The organism is Enterobacter sp. EC_50 (assembly GCF_019584525.1).
Classification (GTDB): domain Bacteria; phylum Pseudomonadota; class Gammaproteobacteria; order Enterobacterales; family Enterobacteriaceae; genus Enterobacter; species Enterobacter roggenkampii.
The window spans coordinates 98250-120967 of record NZ_VDAF01000011.1 but is presented as its reverse complement, the minus strand read 5'-3'; the positions used below and the strand labels follow the sequence as shown (position 1 = coordinate 120967).

Below are 22718 nucleotides of genomic sequence, written 5' to 3'. Positions count from 1 at the left end.
TAACTGTGAAAAGGGTTTTTGATATTACCAAAAGGGGCATTATTAAGTAAGCACAAACCACGGCCTTTCAGGTAAACTTGTTCATCTAAGGTCTTATTCACAAGAACAAAGGAGTCGGGATGAGTTCTCAATCCCAGGCCAAATCACCGGAAGCCTTACGAGCAATGGTCGCCGGGACGCTGGCTAACTTTCAGCATCCAACCCTGAAGCACAATCTCACTACGCTGAAAGCGTTACACCACGTTGCCTGGCTGGACGACACGCTGCACGTTGAGCTGCAGATGCCGTTCGTCTGGACCAGCGCCTTTGACGCGCTGAAAGAGCAGACCAGCGCCGAGCTGCTGCGCATTACCGGCGCGAAGGCGATCGACTGGAAGCTGAGCCACAGCATCGCCACGCTGAAGCGCGTGAAAAACCAGCCTGGCGTCAACGGCGTGAAAAACATCATTGCCGTCAGCTCGGGCAAGGGCGGGGTGGGGAAATCCTCTACTGCCGTAAACCTGGCGCTGGCGCTGGCAGCGGAAGGGGCAAAGGTCGGTATTCTTGATGCCGACATCTACGGCCCGTCTATTCCAAACATGCTGGGCGCGGAAAACCAGCGTCCAACCTCGCCCGATGGGACCCACATGGCGCCGATCATGGCGCACGGTCTGGCGACCAACTCCATCGGTTACCTGGTGACTGACGATAACGCCATGGTCTGGCGCGGCCCGATGGCCAGCAAAGCGCTGCTGCAGATGCTGCAGGAGACGATGTGGCCGGATCTGGATTATCTGGTGCTGGACATGCCGCCGGGCACCGGTGATATTCAGCTCACGCTGGCGCAGAACATTCCGGTGACGGGTGCCGTTGTGGTGACCACGCCGCAGGATATCGCGCTGATCGACGCCAAAAAAGGCATCGTGATGTTCGAGAAGGTGGAAGTGCCGGTGCTCGGTATCGTTGAGAACATGAGCATGCACATCTGCAGCAACTGCGGTCACCATGAACCTATCTTCGGTACGGGCGGGGCAGAAAAACTGGCTGCGAAGTATCACACCCAACTGCTGGGACAGATGCCGCTGCACATTACCCTGCGTGAAGATCTGGACAGCGGCAAGCCGACGGTGGTCAGCCGTCCGGACAGCGAATTTGCAGAGATGTATCGTCAGCTGGCGGGACGCGTTGCGGCGCAGCTTTACTGGCAGGGCGAAGTCATCCCGGGCGAAATCGCGTTCCGCGCGGTGTAATACCTCTTCTTCGCTTAGTGCCGGGTGGCGGCTTCGCCTTACCCGGCCTACGAAATACGGTTTTGAAGGTCAGGTAAGCGAAGCGCCACCTGACTTTACCCAAGCCGATAGTGCATCAAATAATACTCTCCCTCCGGAGAATCCCCCGTCGCCTCAATGTGCCAGCCGTGCCGCTGGTAAAACGCGACAGCCCGCGCATTCTTCACCAGACACTTAAGCGAACCCGTACTGGTAAACGTCTTCTGCACCTGTTCCAGAAGCATTTTCCCGACGCCGTGGCTTTGATACTGCGGGTCAACAAAGAGGTTGTGCAGAAAATTATCGTTCGCCCAGACGGAGGCAAAGCCCAGGCGATGGCCGTTCTGCGTGGCAACCCAAATCACTTCGTCACGGGTGGCCGCGTCAAAGTCTTCAAGCTGCCAGTCTGAGCTGTCCAGCCATGGCCATGCCTCACGCCGGGCGTGGAGAAAGAGCGTGCGCAGGAAAGGACGATCGCTTTCCTGCCAGGGGCGGATCAGAATGGTCTTAGCGGTGATAGAAAATATCTCCGTTATAGGCTTTGTAGATTTTGCCGTCCGCATCGCCGATCAGCACGTAGTTCTCGCCCATGTAGGTCCAGTGGGTCCCGGCATCCGGAGCCGGCAGGTTACGCAGCTGGTACTGTTTGATGGTGTACTCCGGCGTTTGATACTGCGCCGGCGCCGTGTCGCCAATCTTGAATTTCGTGAAGTCAGCGATGAACTCTTGTTCTTCATAGGCCTTGATGCCGGAGGGTGCAGCGGCCGTTTGCGGGGCAGAGAATGCGGATCCCGCCAGAGACAGTAATACACCCAGAAGCAGCAGTTTACGCTTAGCCATTTTTTCTCCAGTGATATCGTTACAGATACTTTTCGTCTGCGGGACGTCGAAAGCGAAGCAGACAGTCCATTTTAAGTATCCACGCAGGGTATGTTTGAAAAAAAATGTAACAAAAGTGGACGATTTTGTGTAGCCCAATTGCGTGATGTTTATCAGTGTCGGGAATATTGTCGATGCATTATATTTTTAATATTTATCATTTCATTAATTAATTCTGAAAATAACTTTCCATATCAAAGTTAGAAAGCGAGGCGAATGCTTTCTCTCTGAAGAGCATTTAATATTGCCTCCGGATGAAGCGTGCTGACATCCGTTTTTTTAACCAGATCGAGTATAGGATCTGTTTTTTAAAACGCGGGTGAGGTGTGTTTTATAAGGACAGGAAGTTCATCTCTCATAAGCATAATTGATTACATTTCATGGGGTTGGATTGGGTCTTTTTACAGGCTTAACGATAAACGCAACGTTAAAAAGAAATATTTATATTAATGAAAAGTACAACTGCATTTTCGCTGTTATTTCTCAGTATTAGTCAGTTAACAGGGTGTGTTTTTTCACCTGGTCAGAACTTAAGTGTGTCAGGTAAGAAAGTTATTTCGGCGGAAGAGGCAAATTATCAGCTTGATAAGCGCGTGGAAATTTTTCCGCTGACCCCGGAGTGGATTGAAAAACTGCGCCCGCCCGTGTCGAAATCTCAGGCAAATCCTAATCTGGACAAGCAGATCAAAAACTGGGAATACCGTATTGGTGCAGGCGACATCCTGACGGTCACCGTCTGGGATCACCCTGAATTAACAACGCCCGCAGGACAATATCGTAGCGCGAGCGATACAGGCAACTGGGTCAACGCTGACGGTACGCTCTTTTATCCCTATGTCGGTAAACTGCGGGTGGCAGGAAAAACGGTTTCACAGGTACGTGAAGAGATTACGGCTCGACTGGATAGCGTCATTGAGAGTCCGCAGGTGGACGTCAGCGTAGCCTCCTTCCGTTCACAAAAAGCCTACGTCACCGGAGAGGTGGAAAAATCGGGTCAACAGCCGATAACCAATATTCCGCTGACGGTGATGGATGCGATTAACGCCGCGGGTGGGCTCTCGGCGGATGCCGACTGGCGTAACGTCGTGCTCACACACAATGGACAGGACGCCCACCTCTCACTCTATGCCCTGATGCAGCATGGCGATTTGACCCAAAATAAGCTGCTTTATCCTGGCGATATCCTGTTTGTTCCCCGGAACGACGCGCTGAAAGTGTTCGTAATGGGCGAGGTGGTGAAACAGAGCACCCTTAAGATGGATCGTAGCGGCATGACGTTGGCCGAGGCCCTGGGAAATGCCGGGGGGCTTAACCAAAATATGGCCGATGCAACCGGCATTTTTGTTATTCGCCAGGTATCGAAAAAAGGTGACACCGACAAAATCGCCAATATCTATCAGCTGAATGCGGAAGATGCTTCAGCCATGGTGCTGGGTACGGAATTCCAGCTTGAGCCGTATGACATTGTCTACGTCACCACGGCACCGCTATCGCGCTGGAATCGCGTGATCTCCCAACTGGTGCCCACCATCAGCGGCGTACATGACCTGACCGAAACCGTTCGTAACATCCGATCGTGGCCGTAGTCATGTTCCATTCGATCTTAGTGGTCTGCACCGGCAATATTTGCCGCTCACCCATTGGTGAGCGGCTATTGCGTCAGCAATTACCCGGCAGGCAGGTCACCTCTGCAGGTATTTTCGGACTAGAAGGACGCCCGGCGGATGCGAGTGCGCAGGCTGTGGCCTTGCGTCACGGCCTTTCGCTGGAGGGGCACGTTGCCCGCAGGGTGACGTGCAGTCTGTTGCAACAGTCCGACTTGATTCTGGTGATGGAGCCGGAACACCTTCGTTTTATTGCCACAATGGCCCCGGAGAATCGGGGAAAATCGCTGCTATTTGGACAATGGCTGGAAACCCAGGACATTCCCGACCCGTATCGCAAAAGCCGTGAAGCCTTTGAATATGTTTTCGGGCAATTGGGGAAAGCCAGTCAGGAATGGGCTCGTCGTTTGAGTTAACAAGGAATGAAGCCGTAATGTCGTCTTCTAAATCAGACAAATATAGTGCTGCGACACCGCAGAATAACGAAATGGATCTCATTCAGTTGCTTGCTGAGATGTTCGATCACCGGGTAATGATCGCGTGTGTTACGCTTCTGTTCACGGTATGTGCGGGGATCTACGCCTTCAGCGTCACGCCGGTTTATCAGGCTGATGCCCTGGTGCAGGTCGAAGCGAAGCAGGGCAACGCGCTGCTCAAGAACCTGACCTCGCTCAGATCCGATCTCTCACCCGATGTCGCTCCAGAACTTTTACTCCTTAAATCACGGATGGTCCTCGGACAGACCGTTGATCGGTTAGGGCTGACCTACGAGGTTAATAGGCGCTTGTTCCCCGTCATAGGGGCTTTCTGGGAGCACGTGCAGGGGCACAACCCCGCTGAAATCACGATTGGCTCGCTGAATATTCCGTCTGTGGAGGGGGATCCACAAACGCTTTTACTCACTGTTCTCGAGCAAGGGCGATATCGTCTTGAGGGACAAACGCTTGAGGCAGAAGGCGTTGTTGGAAAAGCGCTGCTTAAAGAGGGCGTCTCTCTTCTGGTGACCTCCCTCAATGCGGCACCGGGAACCCAGTTTACCCTCAACATCGTTACCAGGCTTGAGGCCATCAACGCCATTCAGAGCAGACTGACGGTTGTGGAGTCGTCGAAACAGAGTGGTATGATCGCCTTAACGTTAACGGGTGACGATCCCGGCAAGACCGCTACGGTACTTAATACGATTGCCGAAAATTTTCTCAGCCAGAACATTGCGCGCCAGGAAGCTAAAGATTCCCGTAGCCTCACGTTCTTACAGGATCAGTTACCTAAAATCAGTCGCGAACTGGATGAAGCCGAGGCGCGACTGAATGCCTATCGAGAGCAAAGCGATTCGGTCGATTTATCTCTTGAGGCAAAGTCGGTTCTTGATCAGGTGGTTAACGTGGAAAATCAGCTTAACGCGCTGACGTTTCGCGAGGCAGAGGTCTCTCAGCTGTTCAAAAAGGGCCATCCCACCTACCGTGCTTTACTGGAGAAAAAACAAACGCTTGAGCGGGAACGCGCGCGCCTGTATAGCCGCGTCTCCTCCATGCCATCCACGCAGCAGGAAATATTACGCCTGAGTCGTGATGTTGAATCCGGGCGCGCCGTATACATGCAGTTGCTGACGCGTCAGCAAGAGCTGAGCATCTCGCGCTCCAGCGCTATCGGGAATGTGCGGATCATAGACCCGGCGGTGACGCAGCCGGCCCCTGTCAAACCGCGCAAAGCCCTCATCATTCTGTTTGGTATGATGATAGGGCTGCTCCTCTCTGCCGGAACGGTTTTAGTGCGTTCCGCCTTCAAGCGGGGCATTACCTCGTCAGAACAACTGGAAGAGTTCGGGATGCCGCTGCTGGTAACGCTTCCGCGCTCGGTATGGTTATGGAAAAAAACGCACCTGCGCAGGAGAAACCTGTTTACTTCCCACTGGAAGCACAGGATATCCAACGTGCCTTTCCTGCCCATTGACCGTCCGGCTGATACGTTTGTCGAGGCGATGCGTGGGCTGCGCACCAGTTTGCATTTTACCATGATGGATACCGCAAACCGGGTTGTCGTGGTGTCTGGCCCCACGCAGGACTGCGGAAAGACGCTGGTCAGTACTTCACTGGCGTCGATTGTGGCACAGGCCGGACAGCGGGTGCTGTTTATTGATGCGGATATGCGTAAAGGGTATGTCCACAATGTGTTCAGGCTGAACAATCATCGGGGGTTGTCCTGCGTGCTCGACGGAACCGTTGAGTGGCAGGAGGCGGTCCAACGCTTTGAGAAAGGCGGTTTTGATGTACTGACTTGCGGACCCCAACCTACGCATCCCGTTGACCTGCTCATGAGTGAACGCTTCCAGGATGTGATGGCGCAGATTGAAAAGCGGTATGACATCGTGATTATCGACACTCCACCTGTGCTTGCCGTGACGGATGCTTTGCTGATCGCCAGAGCAGCAGCCACTACGCTGCTGGTCGCCCGCTTTGGTAAAACCAGCGTGAAAGAGATCGAGACCAGCCTTAAGCGTATGGAACGGATGAACGTAAAGGTGAATGGCGTGATCCTCAATGACATTGTGAAATCGGCGTCGCTCTATTACAACTCGGGGTATAGCGCTTACGACTATGGCTATACCCGGGAGTAACCCTGGCGCGACATTTCTTTACAGCGTGATGGTGTATTGCCCGTTAAGATGACCTTCGTTAAAACGCGAGGTCACAATGGATAACCGCAAATTCAATCGACTGCGCCGCTGGGCGCGGGAAGGGGTAATACTCGTTCTGCTGACGCTGGCCGTGACGTGGGGAGTTGATCAATACCGAAAACCGACACTCCCCGCCAGTTTTAGTGCAACACCGATGACGAGCATCGACGGAAAAATGCATGATATTGCGGCGCTCAGCCAGGAGCGTCCGCTGCTGATCTACGTCTGGGCGACCTGGTGCAGCATTTGCCGTTACACCACGCCTGCGGTTAATCAGCTGGCAGAAGAGGGCGGGAACGTGGTGAGTATCGCCATGCGCTCTGGTGATAACGCAAAGCTTGCACGCTGGGTTGACAAGAAACAGCTGAAAATGCCGGTGATAAACGATGAAAACGGTGCGCTGTCGCAGGCGTGGCAGGTGAGCGTGACGCCGACGTTAGTCATTGTATCGAAGGGAAACGTGGTCAGTACCACAACGGGTTGGACGAGCTACTGGGGATTAAAAATCAGGATGTGGTGGGCGGGCTTATAAGAATAACCCCTCTCCCGGCGGGAGAGGGGTTTTATATTACTTAGCCAGAACTTCCTGCGCGGTGCGCTCAACCAGAGACAGCAGGATTTTGATATCTTCCAGCGTCACGGTTGGGTTCAGCAGCGTCAGCTTCAGGCAGGTCACGCCGTTATGCTCGGTCACGCCGACGTTTGCACGGCCGGATTCCAGCAGCGCATCACCAATTTTCTGGTTCAGCAGGGCGATACCGGCATCATCTGCCTGCACCTCGCCACGGAAGCGGAACAGCACGCTTGCCAGCTGCGGCTGCATAACCAGTTCCAGCGCAGGCTGCGATTTCACGTACGCCGCAACCTGCTGTGCCAGGGTCACGCCGTGATCGATGATCGACGCGTATTGCTCCTGACCCAGCGCTTCCAGGCTCATCCACAGCTTCAGCGCGTCGAAACGACGGGTGGTCTGCAGTGATTTGGACACCAGGTTCGGCACGCCGGCTTCTTCGTCGAACTCAGAGTTCAGGTAAGCCGCCTGATAGCGCATCAGCTCATAGTGGCGCGCTTCTTTCAGCAGGAAGGCGCCGCAGCTGATGGTCTGGAAGAACTGCTTGTGGAAGTCCAGGGTGACGGAATCCACCAGCTCAATGCCGTCCAGGTAGTGACGATACTGCTCAGACATCAGCAGCGCGCCGCCCCAGGCCGCATCAACGTGTACCCAGATGTTCTGCTTCGCCGCCAGTTCAGCAATGGCGCGCAGCGGATCGATAGCGCCGGCATCGGTGGTACCTGCCGTTGCGACGATCGCCAGAATCTGCTCGCCGTTCGCATTGCACTGTTCGATTTTCGCCGCCAGATCGGTCAGATCCATGCGGGAGAATTCGTCCGTTTTCACCTGCACCACGGACTGGTAGCCCAGACCCATCAGCGCCATGTTTTTCTGCACAGAGAAGTGCGCGTTTTCAGAGCACAGTACGCGGATCTTACGCAGATCGCCCACCAGACCGTCCTGCTGAACGGAGTGACCCTGACGCGCAAAGAACGCATCGCGCGCCAGCATCAGGCCCATCAGGTTGCTCTGGGTTCCGCCGCTGGTGAAGACACCGGCGTCGCCAGCCTGATAACCCACGCGGGTACGCAGCCACTCGATCAGTTTGATCTCGATGATGGTTGCGGACGGGCTTTGATCCCAGGAGTCCATACTCTGGTTAGTGGCGTTGATCAGCACTTCCGCCGCCTGGCTTACGACCAGGCTTGGGCAGTGCAGGTGCGCCACACACTGCGGGTGATGAACGGACAGGCTGTCTTTCAGGAAGAACTCCACGGCGCGTTTAATCGCCGCTTCGTTGCCCAGCCCTTTCGGGTTGAAATCCAGCTTAATACGGTCGCGCAGTTCCGCGACCGTTTTGCCCTGGTACATCTCAGGCTGTTTCAGCCACTGCATCACAGCCTGAGTGCTTTGTTCAATCGCCTGCTGGTAAGCTTCAATGCTCTGCGCAGAGGAGAACAAAATTGGGTTTGAATCAGACATCGTAATCAATAACTCCGGTTACGCCGGGCGAACGCCCGCAGCAAGCAGTGCCTGCTCAAATTTATCCAGGAAGATCTTCAGCTCTTCATCGCTGATCAGCAGTGAAGGCAGCAGACGCAGAACGATACCGTTACGACCACCGCGCTCCAGAATCAGACCGGCTTCGAAGCACTTCTTCTGAATCAGTGCAGACAGCTCGCCGTCGCCCGGGAAGCAGCCCATGTGGTCAGCGGCTTCGTGCGGCTTAACGATCTCAATACCGATCATCATGCCCAGACCGCGAACGTGACCGATAACCGGATAACGTTTCGCCATCTCTTTCAGCTGGCCTTTCAGCCATTCGCCCTGTGCCGCCACTTTGCCTGCGATGTTCTGGTCTTTCAGGATTTTCAGCGTCGTCAGACCGGTTGCCATCGCCAGCTGGTTGCCGCGGAAGGTACCGGTGTGGTGACCTGGCGCCCATGCGTCGAACTGCTTTTTGATGCCGAGCACGGCCAGCGGCAGACCGCCACCGACTGCTTTAGACATCACGATGATGTCTGGCTCGATGCCCGCGTGTTCGAAGGCGAAGAATTTACCGGTACGGGCAAAGCCAGCCTGAACTTCGTCGAGGATCAGCAGAATGCCGTGTTCCTGAGTCACTTTACGGATGCGCTGCAGCCACTCAGCCGGAGCCGGGTTCACGCCGCCTTCGCCCTGAACCGCTTCCAGGATCACCGCAGCAGGTTTACGCACGCCGCTTTCAACGTCGTTGATCAGGTTATCGAAGTAGTAAGTCAGCGCTTTCACGCCCGCTTCACCACCGATACCCAGCGGGCAACGGTATTCGTGCGGGTAAGGCATGAACTGCACTTCTGGCATCATACCGTCTACCGCTTCTTTCGGTGACAGGTTGCCGGTCACGGACAGTGCGCCGTGGGTCATGCCGTGGTAACCACCAGAGAAGCTGATGATACCGCTACGGCCGGTCACTTTTTTCGCCAGCTTCAGCGCTGCTTCAACGGCGTCAGCACCGGATGGACCGGTGAACTGCAGGCAGTACTCTTTGCCCTGACCAGGCAGCAGAGAGAGCAGGTATTCGGAAAACGCGTCTTTCAGAGGCGTTGTCAGATCCAGAGTATGTAACGGCAAGCCGCTGGTAATGACATTTTGGATGCTTTTCAGCACATCAGGATGGTTATGGCCAAGCGCAAGGGTCCCTGCACCTGCTAAACAGTCAAGGTATTCTTTATTATCTGCATCGGTGATCCACACGCCTTCTGCTTTAGTGATGGCTAAAGGCAGTTTGCGCGGATAACTCCTGACGTTAGATTCAAACTCGGCCTGACGGGCCAGATAGGTTTCGTTGCTTTTGTGGGCATCTACGGTGTCAATACGGACTTTATCCGTCATCATATCACTCCTACAACCGCCGCTTCGTTATGAGCCACGATTGAATAAAAAGTTAAAAAACAGAAGGGGCCTGAAAAAAACGCCGCCAATATAGAGCCTTTTGCCACGGGGCTCAATGGTTAATTTGTTTACTGTTTTGTGACACGTGTGTATAGCGAGGAAATATCCCCTTTTTTAAAATGAAAATTGTATTTTATGCCAAATAAAAACAGCTAGTTACAGGCTATTTGCCCGGTGTGTAAAGTCGCAGAAAAGAGTGTGACAAATCGTGCCATTCAACGGCACAAAAGGAGGGAAGCTTTCCCTGTTTATCCGGCAGGTGCAGAAAACGGTGCTCACGTTGCCTGTGCAACGGAATCACGCAGTAAAAATGGACTTTCTACGCGCGTGGTTTCCTGATGTTCTTCACCGTTAATAATATGCAGGGCGCTCAGGCGACCAATTTCATAGTGCGGCAGTTGTACCGTCGTGAGAGGAGGAAGGAACAACTCCCCAATGCCCACCATATTGTCATAGCCGATCACCGCGACGTCGTCCGGTATACGAAGCCCTTGTCCCAGTAGCGTCTGGTACACCATAAACGCGATACGATCGTTACCGCAGATAACGGCGTCGAACCTGGGAATGCCATTCTGCATGTGCGCCAGCAACACGGCCGGAATGTCGCGATAGTGCTCATCGCCGAGTGCCATATAGCAGTGCTCCAGGCTGTCCGGATCGAGCCCCGCTTCACGGCATGCACGCTCCAGCCCCTGTCGACGGCGGGTTGTGGCCAGATGCCCCTCAGGTAAATGCAGGCAGAGAGGGCGTCGATAACCCTCCGCGAGTAACGCCCGCACGGCGGTATATTGCCCTTGCTCATCATCGGGAATATAGCTGGCGACCTTTTCGCCGTCGCTTTCGCAGTTGGCCAGCACGCAGGGAAGGGTGAGGAGTTTGGCCGGGAGAGGAACCTGACGTAACCCCATGGTGGTGTAGATAATTCCGTCGGGCCGATGAGAGAGGAGAAGGTCGACAATGGCGTCCGGATTGTCATCGGTAAACATATTCATCACGAAGCTGTTCCAGCCGTGCATTCTGGCCGTTTCTTCAATAGACAGCGTGATCTCCACCGAGAACGGCGTCGTCACCGTATCGAGCGCCAGTACCCCTATGGTTTTAGGCGAGGCATGCGCGCCGCGTATTTTCTTGGCGGACAGATCGGGCACGTAGCTGGTCTGCTCAATAGCCAGCTGAACGCGCGCCAGCGTTTCCGGCTTAAGGCGCTCCGGGCTGTTCAGCGCGCGGGAGACCGTCATCAGCGATACGTTAGCCAGCTTTGCGACGTCCTTCAGGGAAGCCATTGTCTTACTCCGTGAATGTTCTGCGTGAAAGGGTATACAACTAAGTCGCTGATGTAAAAGAAAGGCTGATGCCCAGGCCGGGTCATGTTTACCTCAGTGATGAATATTTGATCGCGATCTCATTCTCTTAATGTTAACGTTAACTTTCGTGATTAACATCTTAAATTTCAGCCAAACAGCATGAGAAAGCGTAAATGTTAACGTTACCATTGCGTCATTACTCCAACATGAGAATGTCATGATGAAAACGCATCACTCTCACAGCTACCCTTTATTAAGCGCATTACTGTTTTTCTTTTTTGTCACGTGGTCATCTTCCGGCTCGTTGCTCTCTATCTGGCTTCACCAGGAGGTGGGGTTAAAGGCAGGGGATACGGGGGTCATCTATGCCGTGCTGTCCGTCTCCGCGCTGTGCGCGCAAATCTGCTACGGCTTCATTCAGGACAAACTCGGCCTGCGAAAAAACCTGCTCTGGTTTCTGACCAGCCTGCTCATTCTTTCCGGTCCGGCCTTCCTGCTGTTTGGTTATCTGCTGCAGATTAACGTGTTACTCGGCAGTATTTTCGGCGGGATTTATATCGGGCTGACGTTTAACGGCGGGATTGGTGTACTGGAATCCTATACCGAGCGCGTGGCCCGCCAGAGTCAGTTTGAGTTTGGCAAGGCGAGGATGTGGGGATCCCTTGGCTGGGCGGCGGCAACCTTTTTTGCCGGTCTGCTGTTCAACATCAATCCGAAGCTGAACTTCGCGGTGGCGAGCTGCGCCGGGCTGGTGTTTTTTGTGTTGCTGGCGCGCCTAAGAGTCTCTTCCGCGCCGCACGCCATGCAGGAGGCGGTATCCGGCGGTAAGGTCACGCTGGAGGATGCCTTACGCCTGTTGACGCTGCCGCGCTTCTGGGCGCTGGTGTTTTTCGTTATTGGCACCTGTATTTACGGCGTTTACGACCAGCAGTTCCCGGTCTATTTCTCCTCACAGTTCCCGACGCTGCAGGAAGGAAACGCCATGTACGGCTATCTCAACTCCTTCCAGGTTTTCCTGGAGGCGGCGGGCATGTTCTGCGCCCCGTGGCTGGTGAATCGCCTCGGTGCGAAAAACGGCCTGATTTTCGCCGGAATGGTGATGGCGATGCGTATGGTGGCATCGGGTCTGGTTGAGGGACCGGTATTGATCTCCATTACCAAGCTATTGCACGCGGTTGAACTACCCGTTTTGCTGGTCTCCATCTTTAAATACAACAGCCTGCATTTTGATAAACGGCTCTCTTCCACCCTCTATCTGGTGGGCTTTGCCTGTACAAGCTCGGTGATTGCCTCGGTGCTGTCGCCGCTGGCAGGTTACAGCTATGAGAAATACGGCTTTGCCCAGTCCTATCTCATCATGGGGCTACTGGTCTTCAGCACCACGTTTATCTCCATCTTCCTGTTGCGCTCGGGTAAGTCCTCTTCTGACCCGCTCATGCCGCAACCTTCCACCATCTGATCGAAAGAGTAGAGAAATGATGTATTCCATTACGAAAGCAGAACAGGAACTGCAGTCCAGACGCGAAGGGCTTAATCTGCGCTGGTATCCCCGTTACCACCTCGCAGCGCGCGCTGGCTGGATGAACGACCCGAATGGCCTGGTCTGGTTTGACGGCTGGTATCACGCCTTTTATCAACACCATCCGTATTCGACCCAGTGGGGGCCGATGCACTGGGGCCATGCGCGCAGCAAAGATTTAGTCCGCTGGGAGCACCTCCCGGTTGCGCTGGCCCCGGAGGGACCAGACGACAAGGACGGCTGTTTTTCCGGCTCAGCGGTGGTGGATGGCGACACGCTGGCGCTGATCTACACCGGCCACAAATTCCACGGCGATCCCGGCGATGAGGCTAATCTCTACCAGGTGCAGTGCCTGGCAACCAGCCGTGACGGCATCCAGTTTGTGCGGCACGGGACCGTCATTGATACACCGCCCGGGCTGCATCACTTCCGCGATCCGAAGGTATGGCGTGAAGGGGCGTGGTGGTACTTGGTCGTTGGCGCGCGCGAGGGGGATACGGGCCAGGTGCGTGTGTACCGGTCTGCCGATCTGCGCGAGTGGCAGGACAGGGGCGTGCTCGCGGTGGCTGAAAAAGAGCTGGGTTATATGTGGGAATGCCCGGACTTTTTCACTCTCAATGGTAAACGCGTGCTGATGTTTTCGCCTCAGGGACTGGCGGCAGACGGATTTAAACATCGCAATCTCTTCCAGAGCGGCTATCTGGTAGGCGAATGGCAGCCTGGTCAGCCCTTTATGCGTGAAGGTGAATTTGTGGAGATGGACTACGGGCATGATTTCTACGCGCCGCAAAGCTTCCTGACGCCGGATGGCAGACGCCTCGTTATCGGCTGGCTGGACATGTGGGAATCTCCCCTTCCGGAACAGGAGGACGGGTGGGCTGGCATGCTCTCTTTACCGCGCGAACTGACGCTGAGCGCGGATAACCGCCTGCAGATGCGGCCAGCCCGAGAAGTGGAAAGCCTGCGCGGGGCGTGGTTCCCCTGGCCGATAAGTACGCTTAATAACCAGCAGATGACGCTGGTGGAACACTGCGATGCGATGGAGGTCATTCTGCAGTGGGAGTGCGCCAACAGCAGCGCGGAGCAGTACGGCATTCGTCTTGGCGACGGGTTACGCCTTTATGTTGATGCGCAGATGCAGCGCCTGGTGCTGGAGCGAGACTATCCGCAGTATGGCCTGTGCGGGACCCGAAGCGTCGCGCTTAACCTGAGCAACGCGCTTAATCTGCGTTTGTTCTTTGATAGCTCCTCCGTGGAAGTGTTTGTTAACGAGGGTGAGGCGTGCCTCAGCAGTCGTATATATCCTGATGCCGACTGCAGCGAGCTCGCATTATTTGCCTGGGCGGGGGGCGCGTCGCTTATTCATGGCGGGGCGTGGCAGCTGGAGTAAATCTATTAACGAGCTAAAAAAAAGCCCCATAAACATGGGGCTACGTAAATATTATCAGGTGGTAGCGTCCTGCAAAGATCACATTTTTGATAATTGTGCGTTTACAACTCTCTCTTTTTCGACAACCAGCTGCATAATATAGCTACCCTTGTGCCATGAACCCTTATTTGGCTTCCAGCCTTTCGAAAGCAGATATTCAGCAGCATCAGAGACAGGCTTATTCATAACGTGATCCGCTTCACCTGATAACTTTTTTAAATCACCGCTTACTTTGGCTGCCTTGCTATCACAACGACCGGCAGCATCCATAACCTGCGTGCAGCCTTCAGGAAGGCGCCTGTGCGCTGACTGTGCAAGTTGAGCAGCATTCTCTAAAGCCTGTTTTTCAGCCGCAGCGTTAATGGCTGTGGTGCGGTTTTGCTCTGCACTATAACAAGCATCTTTACTCACTCCTTTGCTTTGACAATCAGCCATCCGTTGAGCTGGTGAGGAACACGCAGCAAGAGATAATATAGCCGCTACCATCATTAACTTTTTCATTATTGCCTCAGTAATTACAATTATAAATATAGGTGCCTAACATCAAGCCGATCCATATCCCTAATAAAATAAAAGTGAGATACAAAACAGCGGAAATAAAAATGTACTTTGTCATTTTTGTGCTAGCAGCAATGTATTGAGTTATAGCCAGCTAATTAAACTCAATGGTGAGTTTTTAGCTGATTGGCGGTTTGCTGGCATTTTAATTTAATAATGTTAAATCACCATCCGTAAGATGCGGACGCCGCAACAATTTCATCACCGTTGGATGTACCTGATGTAGAGAGGGTAGCGGCTATATTCTCAGCGAACTTATGACGGTAACCGACTGCGTAACCTTGCGCATCTTTGAAGTTGGCAGCACCGACGGCAACCGCGTTATCTGTATCAACGTAATGCAAACCAGCAAGAGAAGCAGCGCCAGCGATACCAGCACGATATTCCTTGCGATCCTCATTCTGCTGATTCTCCAGAGAAGAGAACTTAGCGTTATTTTGACTCTCTAACGCAGTAATACGTGATTCATGATTCGCTAATTGTGCGCTGTGATTCTGAATCGTCGTTTCTTGTGCTTGCTGGCGTGACTGAACGTTAGCAACAGCAGCTTTGTTAGCAGCGGCTACCGTTTGTGCATCAACCGCTAAAGATTGCGCATAAGCGCCCGTATTAAATGCCTGAGTCGCTTTGTCAGAGGCATCCTGAAGGGCGTGATCTTGTCTATCCTGATCGGCGTCGAAAATGCTTTTATCTACCTTAGCTGCCAGCGCTTGAGTGTTAGCATCTGCTTTGTTGTTCGCATTGGTAGCGGTGAGTTCAGCTTTATCTACTCTTGTGTTTGTATCAATGATTGCTTGACCGTTAGTAATAACGCCTTGTAAAGCCGCATCTGCTTTATTATTAGTGTTATCAATCAATATATTCTGTTTGTTATCAGTGATTGTCTGATCTGCTTTGTTATCGTCGACTTTCTGATTAAGGATAGCGTTAGCTTGAGTGTTAGCGTTTACGCCATCTTGAGCGGTGTTAGCTGTATCTTGTGCTTTATTAATAGCTGTATTTGCTCTGTCAATATCGCCTTGAAGGTTATAGATTTGCCCGTCTTGCTTAATGTTACTCCCCTCGATGTTATCAAGGTTGTAGGCGGTTTTATCGGTACCCTGAATTTGAATGTGAGCACCTGGATTATTGACGTTATCGTCAAGGTTTACGTTTACTTCCGCTGCATTTGCAGTATTCATTGAACCAGCGAACACAAAACCAAAAACAGCGATAGCTGTTGTATTTAAATAGTTCATTTTAAAGCTCTCATCATCACTACAAGAAAAAATAAAGTAAGGGCGCTATCCTGGCTGGAAGATACAACGTCTTGTTATATCTGAGCTAATTCACGATTAACGGTGGAAATTTTGGTTTGATAACTTATTTCGTAACGTGTAGTAACTATCTATGAATGTGTAATTTTGATTATTGATCTAAATCATAAATAGCAGGAATAGCTAAACGAGTCGATCCAGAAAGGCCCGGCTTAATAATCTTATAATACAATAAGATAGCCGTTCATAATGGATGGGGGTGAAATTAGATATAAAACACCAATACATTAATTGTATTTAAGTGTTTTGATTAAAATGGGTTAATAATACACATAACAGTTTATGTAAATTTATGATTTTTTGCCGATTATTTATTATCGAACCTTTCGTCAGCTTCGAATGAAAATGAACTCAGATCATTTTTGTTCCGGGATATACCAGGAAAAAATATTTATGTTGAAGACGCTAGCGAAAAAGTGTTTAGGGAGATTCACAACGCGAACGCTGCCGTGATAAATCAAAACTCCTTGCGCCTGGCCTGTGGCCACGGTTACACTGATTGAGAACATTGATTTTAATAAATCATTGTTTTAAAAGTATTTTGACTCGGGGTGCCCTTCCACGTGAAGGCTGAGAAATACCCGTATTACCTGATCTGGATAATGCCAGCGTAGTCCCGGCGATCATCTAAGATATGAATCAAAGATTTGCATGGTTTTTTCTCTTCATTTTTTATGTTGTCACTCTCAGAGACAAACAAAATGACACACCCCGATCAATCACACCATTATCCGTAACGGGATCTACTACGTCAGCTTTCGCCTGCCGGGTCATAAATATTTCTGTCGGTCGTTAGAGACAGATAGCCACAGCCACGCGCAACTCTTGATGTCATTTGCATTTCCATCCATTCCATTAGTCAAACGTGGAACCATTCACCCGGTTCAGTTTGGTCAACGTCTTTCTGACTTCTGCAGCCGCTTAAAGCAACAGAATGAACACTGGCTGGTTCAACAATTCCTCAATAATGAGCAGAGCAATAATCAGCCGATGGTTGCTCAGGAATACCGCGAGGTTATTGCACTTTCAGAAGATGAGAAAGAACAAACAGAAGCACAGTCAAAGGATGTGTTAACACTGGCTGGCGCTTGGAATATGTACAAAAAAGAGAAGGCCCTGAACTGGACGAAGGCAATCTCGCAGGCCAATGAGCGCTTTATGGAGATCCTGTTGATTGTCTTGGGTTCATCAACTGATGTAACCACGATTACAAAGCAGGACATTAAGCAGGTGATGGAAGTTGTAGAAAACCTGCCTAGGCGTGTTGTGCAGCCTTATCGGCCGATGACGGTTCATCAACTCATCGGGTGTGATGATGTTCCGTCAGAAGATTTGGTTGGCGCTGAGTTATCCACAAGCATTTGAAAATTTACAAATCGCTGTTTAAAACCTTCCTGACTGACAATAAAGATATTCTGGTTAAATCTCCGACTGATGGAGTAGTCGCCGCACCGTCGAAAGCGAGGTTTGGAACTTGCAGTGCAGCAGAAATGAGAAAGTTTGTGGGATGGGCACGAAAACAGCCTGATGGCTGGCAGAAGTGGATCACCTTGCTGTTGGCGTACACGGGAGCCAGAAGAGGGGAGACCGCCAAGCTGGAGAAATCACAGATCAAACTTGATGAAGATAGCCAGCGGCACTATCTCCTGATCGCTGAAGGAGGACAGGGTAAAACTGAGAACGCTACAAGGCAGGTGGCGATACATCCCAAACTGATCGAGTGGGGGTTCATCGATTTTGTGAACCGCCAATAGAAAAAGATATTCTTCTCTCCTGTGTCGGGTAAGAACATGCCGTAGATCGGCAAAGTTTTAGGAGATATTAGAGATCAGCTTGGTATTCCGTACCTTGATGATTATGGGCAGCGGCGATTAGTGCATAGTTTCCGGCATACCATGATTTAAACCTTTTTCGCTGGTTGGTTTGGTAACCTGGCGCACTTGCAACAAGTGGTAGGACATGAGAAAAGCGCCTCAGAAATCACTAGGCGCTACCTGCATACGTTCCCCTTGTCCTCAGTTTCTTATGTGATTGACGGCTTGTATTGGGAATCTTAACGGCTCCGCGCGTTGTCTTACCACCAACGGGCTTTATGCTTCTATTATCTAAAAGTGGGGAAAGGGTAAGGGGAAAAGGCTGGAGACCTCCAGCCTTTGGCGGTCATCTCACCTTCTTGAAGATGAGCAGAATCAGAGGTACGCAAACAGCGAAACCAACAATGGAGGCCAACGCTGAATCAGAGTGATTTTGCGATAGTTCCTTAATAAACCACGTGAATTGAGAAGGCGTAAACTCCCCGCCTTGGCTCATTGTCTCTGAAAAGTTAAGTGCGAAGACCAGATCGAAATACAGCACGATTACGTAATACGCTATGCAGATCAGCGCAATGCTAACCCACCTGATCCAGAACTTTTTATTCATCATCGTATGTACTTCCCAACGATCCGCCTACTGTGCCGCCTGAGTATGGAGAAATTGAGCCAGCAACAGCAGCAGAATCAGCCGATACTTGTTGGATTTTTGCACTTCCCCCAATTGGTTGAGGGCTTTTGTTCTCAATGTTTGGATACTGCTGCTTGAACGTACTTGTCATCTCGATGACGAGCATTGAGGAGTAATCTGCACTCTTTTTTTCAAGGTAACTTTGCAGTGATACCGGGATAGTGAAATCTTCTTCTATCTCAATTGGTAGCTGTGTAGTCCTGGAGGTGTAACCGTGTTCGAATACCTTTGAACCAGCAAACTTGATCCCCTCGACTGAGTGAGTAGTACAGTTATTCCCTGTTACGTCATACTTATCAATCGTGCGGCCTCTACGTATTGTGCCGTCCTGCATCTTTGGTGTTTGAATCGGTGATACACCGTTATTCCATAATTTTTCGAAGAACTTACGGATTAATTCAGGATCAGCATCATCAATCCGAAATGCACGAGCACCCATTTCATAAAGTTCGTAACGGTAATACTTCCGTGCATCTTCATCTTGGAAGATGTCTAAAATCCCATCTCCGGTTAGCGTGCTTCTGTCTGTGCGTCCATAGCGTCCATAGGTGTAAAGGTAGATCGAGTTATTCTCATGCACCGAAACGAAAGCATGACCTGCACTTGTTGTTTCAGTCCAGATGTAAACGCCTTTCAATAGCCGGTTATCTGTTGGTTTGCAGGTGTCAGCGAAGCTATCAGTTTTAGGAGCGGCAATCGGGCCAGGGAGAACGGGAAATTCAACGATGTGAGATTGGGTGGTTTCGGCTTTTGCTGGTTCTTTAGAAAATTCGTAAGTGTCGAAGATGGACGGAATAAAACGTGATTTGCAGGGGCAAGAGCTACGGCTATGCAGTGTTCCGGCTACTCTTTTACCGTGTATGTCTTGGTTTTCAAGCCCTCCCACTATGCGGAATCTACCCGCATGTTTACCACACGTCACTTTATGCCCTTCACAGGCCATGTCTTTATCGAAAAACTGATGATCGGTACATCCTTCAATAATCCGACCACCGCAAACAGTCTTATCGCCCCTGAATAAGTAGTGACCAATAGCCATTTATTTTTATCCTTGTGCTGCTTTGAAATCCTTCATGAAAGTGTAGGTTTTTGGGGCTGGCGAGTAAATGAGCAGTTGTAACAAAGTGATAGATGGTTACTCGCAACATGCCGCTGATGCAGTGGATCCTAGATGGCAAGGGCGATGATGCGATTATCAACATGTCAGCGCTGGCGCGTCGGCTGGGGTGTAGTCGTTCCAACCTGCTTGACCGCATCCATACGCATGGATTCGACAGCGCTATTAGGTACTACTTGAGCGAACAGCGACAACGGAAACTGAAAACATGAGAACCGGGTTAATCCCGGCTTTTTTAGCGCTTTTTATTCGATTGAGAAACAACCGAACCAGCTAAGGTTTTAGTAACCTCGCTTGAACGTGGGTTTTTCAAAGCTGCTGATGCTTTGGCTTCCATGTTCGCGCCAGTCTGATTTTTTGTTCCTGCTTGTGATAGCACCGAACCCGCTAAACTTTTCTGAATCGCAGAGGCGTTTGGGTTGTTTAGAGTCTCTGCTGCCAAATGAGCTATATCTTTCGAGGATTGCTTATCATTGTTCGCCATTTCAACACCTATTCACGAGATGGATTTTTGGGTATATTGTATTTTTTATATCAATAAACACAATATGTAGTAGTTATGATAGAAGCGAAGCGGCAAGCTTAGCAAGCTCGTAAAAAAAGTTTTACTGGTTTTATGACCAGTGTCAATTGTTTGATAACTGACCGTTTACGAAGTGGTAGAGAAGTCATATAGGTAGTGTGCAGGCATAAGCTTGTAATACTCAGGACAAACCAAATGGCAGATAACTTACAGCGTCGGCAGCCAGAAGATAAACGTTTCATCAGCTTGAGTGAATCTTGGGAAGTGGCATATTGGACCCAAGCGTTGGATGTTACTGAATCTCAGCTTAGGGCTGCTGTTAGAGCTGTTGGTAATGGCACCGCTAAGGTAAGAGCATATCTAGGTAAATAGGTTTGTGAAGGCATCTTCAATTGTGCTGTTGAGGCTGGAGAAACCCGGCCTTTTTTGTGTTCGGTGTTTGGTACTGTGAGCCACAACCTGGGACATAAGCTGGCACACAGAGCATTTTTTAGGGTTGAGTCTTTGGCTTCCCGCTGGCATGATCCAGAACAGCGATTAACGGGACGTTAATCGCAAGCTTTTGATTTTGTTTATTTGACTCGGGGTGCCCTTCTTCGTTGAAGGCTGAGAAATACCCGTATTACCTGATCTGGATAATGCCAGCGTAGGGGGCCAAAATTTGGCCTACTTATCATGAGATTGCATCTCTTTTTGTCCGTGCGTAATGCACTTGAGGTACAAAAAGGGCTTGTCCATGAGGTTAAAATCGCTTCCGTACACTTTCAAAAGGTACGGTAACTACTACATTCAGATTCGCTTATCTAATGGGCGGTCATACAAAAAATCACTTTCTACTGACAGCTATCGCGAAGCATCTGCTTTGATGATTAGCATCATTCCGCACATTCCTTTTGTTAAATCATTAGCTACGCCGCTTCCAGTGTTCGAATCATTCTTAGCAAATCTGATTGCCTCAGAACGCAAGGCTGGGAGAAATCCACTCATACCCCACCAGCAGATGATTGTTCCTGCTGTAATCGTAGAATCTCAACCGCCAGCCGAAGCGGAAAAAGTGCTAACCCTTTCGGATGCGTGGGCGATGTACAAAGATGAAAAAGGGAGCAACTGGACGCAATCGATCTCAATGGCAAATGAACGTTACATGGAAGTATTGTTAACTGTCTTGGGAAAGAAAACTGATGTAACGGCGATCACTAAACAGGACATTAAACAAGTGATGGAAGTTGTTGAAAGCCTCCCTAAGCGCGTTGTTCAGCCTTACCGCTCAATGACCATTCAGCAACTGATACAATGTGATGACGTGCCACCGGATGATCTGGTTGGTGTTGAGGCCATCCATAAGCATCTCAAATTATACAAATCACTGTTCAAAACTTTCCTCACAGAAAACAAAGACATTTTATCTAAATCGCCAACTGATGGCGTTGTGGCTGCACCTTCTAAAGCAAGGTTTGGCGCATACAGCGCAACAGAAATGAAAAAGTTTGTGGGGTGGGCGCTTAAACAGCCTGATAACTGGCAAAAGTGGATCACATTGCTGTTGGCATACACCGGAGCCAGAAGAGGCGAGATTGCCAAACTGGAGAAGTCACAGATCAAATTCGATGAAGACAGCCAACGGCATTACTTCCTGATTGCAGAGGGAGGGCAGGGGAAAACAGAAAACGCCACGCGGCAAGTGGTAATCCATCCTAAGCTGATCGAATGGGGATTTATGGATTATGTTGATCGCCAATGGAAAGAGCGGATTTTCTCAGAAGTGGCTGGTACGAACATGACAAAAATAGGCAAAATGTTTGCTGATCTCCGTGATCAACTTGGTATTCCGTATCTGGATGATTACGGGCAACGGCGATTACTGCATTCGATCCGCCACAGCGTCTGTTCTTCTGCTATGGCTGGTTGGGTGAAAAACATTTTGCACCTACAGCAGACAGTAGGCCATGAAAAGAGCGGCGGAATCACGAAACGCTATCTGCATACATTCCCGCTTTCCTCTGTTTCTTATGTGATTGATGGTATTGATTGGGAGTCCTAAATACGCTCACCAACGGGCTTATTGGCTGCTATTGTGCAAAATCTGTTAGTTGCGCATTTTCTGCCCCCTGGATAACCTAAGATTAATCTTAATCACTCAAGGGTGAGCATGGCTATCGGGAAGAGACAGAATCAAGAGGAATCACCCAAAGACGAGTTAGATCGCTTGCTGGATGAGCTTGAACTCACACAGGCGCAACGGGAGTTTATCGAGTCCATGTGTTATGAGAACGGCAGTGATAACCCTGAAAAGGAATCACTATGAGTATTTACTTCAATGAGCACAGTAGCGCGATTGGATGCTGGTTAATCAAGGGGGATTATTTGCAAATTGATCGAGGCCCCAACATTCCAGGCGGCTTGTACAAAATCAACGACAATAAAGTGAAATTCCCATTCGACTACAAAGAGGTTGAGGGGGTGATTGACACAGAGAAACTCACTTTCACCGTGAATGGTCAAGCGTACCCAATGAGGAAAATGAAAACTAATCCGTGGGATGTTTAGCGGTAAAGGGGG

The 22718-nt window shown here is 50.7% G+C and carries 21 protein-coding genes, 1 pseudogene and 2 riboswitches; of the genes and pseudogenes, 12 read left to right on the top strand and 10 right to left on the bottom strand.

Translation table 11 applies throughout. From position 1 onward, the window contains the following. Window positions 1–119 precede the first annotated feature (119 nt). On the top strand, window positions 120–1229 hold the full coding sequence (gene apbC, locus FHC48_RS11245) for an iron-sulfur cluster carrier protein ApbC (RefSeq protein WP_008500889.1): 1110 nt from the start codon (window positions 120–122) through the stop codon (window positions 1227–1229). Between the two features lie 95 nt (window positions 1230–1324). On the opposite strand, the gene FHC48_RS11240 is transcribed toward apbC, so the two are convergent. Next, window positions 1325–1810: a GNAT family N-acetyltransferase gene (locus FHC48_RS11240; RefSeq protein WP_008500888.1), complete on the bottom strand. Its 486-nt coding sequence runs from the start codon at window positions 1808–1810 to the stop codon at window positions 1325–1327. Continuing rightward, window positions 1755–2087 carry an RcnB family protein gene (locus FHC48_RS11235; protein ID WP_008500887.1) on the bottom strand — a complete coding sequence of 111 codons (333 nt, stop codon included), beginning with the start codon at window positions 2085–2087 and terminating at the stop codon, window positions 1755–1757. Before FHC48_RS11235 ends, FHC48_RS11240 begins: the two co-directional genes overlap by 56 nt. 488 nt (window positions 2088–2575) lie before the next feature. On the opposite strand from FHC48_RS11235, the gene FHC48_RS11230 reads away from it, so the two are divergent. The 4 genes from FHC48_RS11230 (at window position 2576) to FHC48_RS11215 (ending at window position 6936) form a co-directional block, all read left to right on the top strand. After that, window positions 2576–3712, top strand: coding sequence for a polysaccharide export protein (locus FHC48_RS11230; protein WP_008500886.1), 1137 nt, complete (start codon window positions 2576–2578; stop codon window positions 3710–3712). 2 nt (window positions 3713–3714) lie between these two features. Continuing rightward, complete coding sequence (locus tag FHC48_RS11225; protein WP_021241484.1) at window positions 3715–4146, top strand: protein-tyrosine-phosphatase; 432 nt, start codon at window positions 3715–3717, stop codon at window positions 4144–4146. Between the two features lie 17 nt (window positions 4147–4163). Further along, window positions 4164–6344, top strand: coding sequence for a polysaccharide biosynthesis tyrosine autokinase (locus tag FHC48_RS11220; RefSeq protein ID WP_059363943.1), 2181 nt, complete (start codon window positions 4164–4166; stop codon window positions 6342–6344). 76 nt (window positions 6345–6420) lie between these two features. Beyond that, window positions 6421–6936, top strand: coding sequence for a protein disulfide oxidoreductase (locus tag FHC48_RS11215; RefSeq protein ID WP_059363942.1), 516 nt, complete (start codon window positions 6421–6423; stop codon window positions 6934–6936). A 36-nt stretch (window positions 6937–6972) separates the two neighbouring features. Here FHC48_RS11215 and FHC48_RS11210 read toward each other — a convergent pair whose 3' ends face one another. The 3 genes from FHC48_RS11210 to FHC48_RS11200 all read right to left on the bottom strand — a co-directional run bounded on the left by FHC48_RS11210 (window position 6973) and on the right by FHC48_RS11200 (window position 11174). Further along, window positions 6973–8439: an aspartate aminotransferase family protein gene (locus FHC48_RS11210; protein ID WP_059363940.1), complete on the bottom strand. Its 1467-nt coding sequence runs from the start codon at window positions 8437–8439 to the stop codon at window positions 6973–6975. An 18-nt stretch (window positions 8440–8457) separates the two neighbouring features. Further along, on the bottom strand, window positions 8458–9834 hold the full coding sequence (locus tag FHC48_RS11205; RefSeq protein WP_014884533.1) for a diaminobutyrate--2-oxoglutarate transaminase: 1377 nt from the start codon (window positions 9832–9834) through the stop codon (window positions 8458–8460). 332 nt (window positions 9835–10166) lie between these two features. Further along, complete coding sequence (locus tag FHC48_RS11200; RefSeq protein WP_021241480.1) at window positions 10167–11174, bottom strand: LacI family DNA-binding transcriptional regulator; 1008 nt, start codon at window positions 11172–11174, stop codon at window positions 10167–10169. A gap of 238 nt (window positions 11175–11412) precedes the next feature. Here FHC48_RS11200 and FHC48_RS11195 point away from each other — a divergent pair, with 238 nt between their 5' ends. Both FHC48_RS11195 and FHC48_RS11190 read left to right on the top strand, forming a co-directional pair. Beyond that, window positions 11413–12654, top strand: coding sequence for an MFS transporter (locus FHC48_RS11195; protein WP_119312181.1), 1242 nt, complete (start codon window positions 11413–11415; stop codon window positions 12652–12654). 16 nt (window positions 12655–12670) lie between these two features. Then, window positions 12671–14104, top strand: a complete 1434-nt coding sequence (locus FHC48_RS11190; RefSeq protein ID WP_119312180.1) for a glycoside hydrolase family 32 protein — start codon at window positions 12671–12673, stop codon at window positions 14102–14104. 78 nt (window positions 14105–14182) lie between these two features. Here FHC48_RS11190 and FHC48_RS11185 read toward each other — a convergent pair whose 3' ends face one another. Then, window positions 14183–14644, bottom strand: coding sequence for a hypothetical protein (locus FHC48_RS11185; RefSeq protein ID WP_025913225.1), 462 nt, complete (start codon window positions 14642–14644; stop codon window positions 14183–14185). Between the two features lie 221 nt (window positions 14645–14865). Beyond that, complete coding sequence (locus FHC48_RS11180; protein ID WP_023293833.1) at window positions 14866–15939, bottom strand: YadA C-terminal domain-containing protein; 1074 nt, start codon at window positions 15937–15939, stop codon at window positions 14866–14868. 615 nt (window positions 15940–16554) lie between these two features. Further along, window positions 16555–16652, top strand: a riboswitch (TPP riboswitch). A 79-nt stretch (window positions 16653–16731) separates the two neighbouring features. Between FHC48_RS11180 and FHC48_RS11175 the strand changes: the two are divergent. Then, window positions 16732–18074: pseudogene (locus tag FHC48_RS11175) on the top strand (integrase). 103 nt (window positions 18075–18177) lie between these two features. Here FHC48_RS11175 and FHC48_RS23680 read toward each other — a convergent pair. From FHC48_RS23680 to FHC48_RS11165, 3 genes are all read right to left on the bottom strand, one after another. Further along, on the bottom strand, window positions 18178–18441 hold the full coding sequence (locus tag FHC48_RS23680; RefSeq protein WP_047074910.1) for a hypothetical protein: 264 nt from the start codon (window positions 18439–18441) through the stop codon (window positions 18178–18180). Further along, complete coding sequence (locus FHC48_RS11170; RefSeq protein WP_047074909.1) at window positions 18431–19558, bottom strand: PAAR domain-containing protein; 1128 nt, start codon at window positions 19556–19558, stop codon at window positions 18431–18433. The genes FHC48_RS23680 and FHC48_RS11170 overlap by 11 nt, the downstream gene beginning before the upstream one ends. A gap of 313 nt (window positions 19559–19871) precedes the next feature. Next, on the bottom strand, window positions 19872–20120 hold the full coding sequence (locus FHC48_RS11165) for a hypothetical protein (RefSeq protein ID WP_119312178.1): 249 nt from the start codon (window positions 20118–20120) through the stop codon (window positions 19872–19874). 234 nt (window positions 20121–20354) lie between these two features. Between FHC48_RS11165 and FHC48_RS11160 the strand changes: the two genes are divergently transcribed. The 4 genes from FHC48_RS11160 (at window position 20355) to FHC48_RS11145 (ending at window position 22706) form a co-directional block, all read left to right on the top strand. After that, window positions 20355–20531: a DUF3606 domain-containing protein gene (locus tag FHC48_RS11160; protein ID WP_119312177.1), complete on the top strand. Its 177-nt coding sequence runs from the start codon at window positions 20355–20357 to the stop codon at window positions 20529–20531. A 200-nt stretch (window positions 20532–20731) separates the two neighbouring features. Next, window positions 20732–20828: riboswitch (TPP riboswitch) on the top strand. Window positions 20829–20895: 67 nt separating this feature from the next. Continuing rightward, complete coding sequence (locus tag FHC48_RS11155) at window positions 20896–22200, top strand: tyrosine-type recombinase/integrase (RefSeq protein ID WP_007851191.1); 1305 nt, start codon at window positions 20896–20898, stop codon at window positions 22198–22200. Window positions 22201–22308: 108 nt separating this feature from the next. Continuing rightward, window positions 22309–22464 carry a hypothetical protein gene (locus FHC48_RS11150; protein WP_007876819.1) on the top strand — a complete coding sequence of 52 codons (156 nt, stop codon included), beginning with the start codon at window positions 22309–22311 and terminating at the stop codon, window positions 22462–22464. After that, window positions 22461–22706: a hypothetical protein gene (locus FHC48_RS11145; RefSeq protein WP_038877284.1), complete on the top strand. Its 246-nt coding sequence runs from the start codon at window positions 22461–22463 to the stop codon at window positions 22704–22706. Before FHC48_RS11150 ends, FHC48_RS11145 begins: the two co-directional genes overlap by 4 nt. Window positions 22707–22718 lie beyond the last annotated feature (12 nt).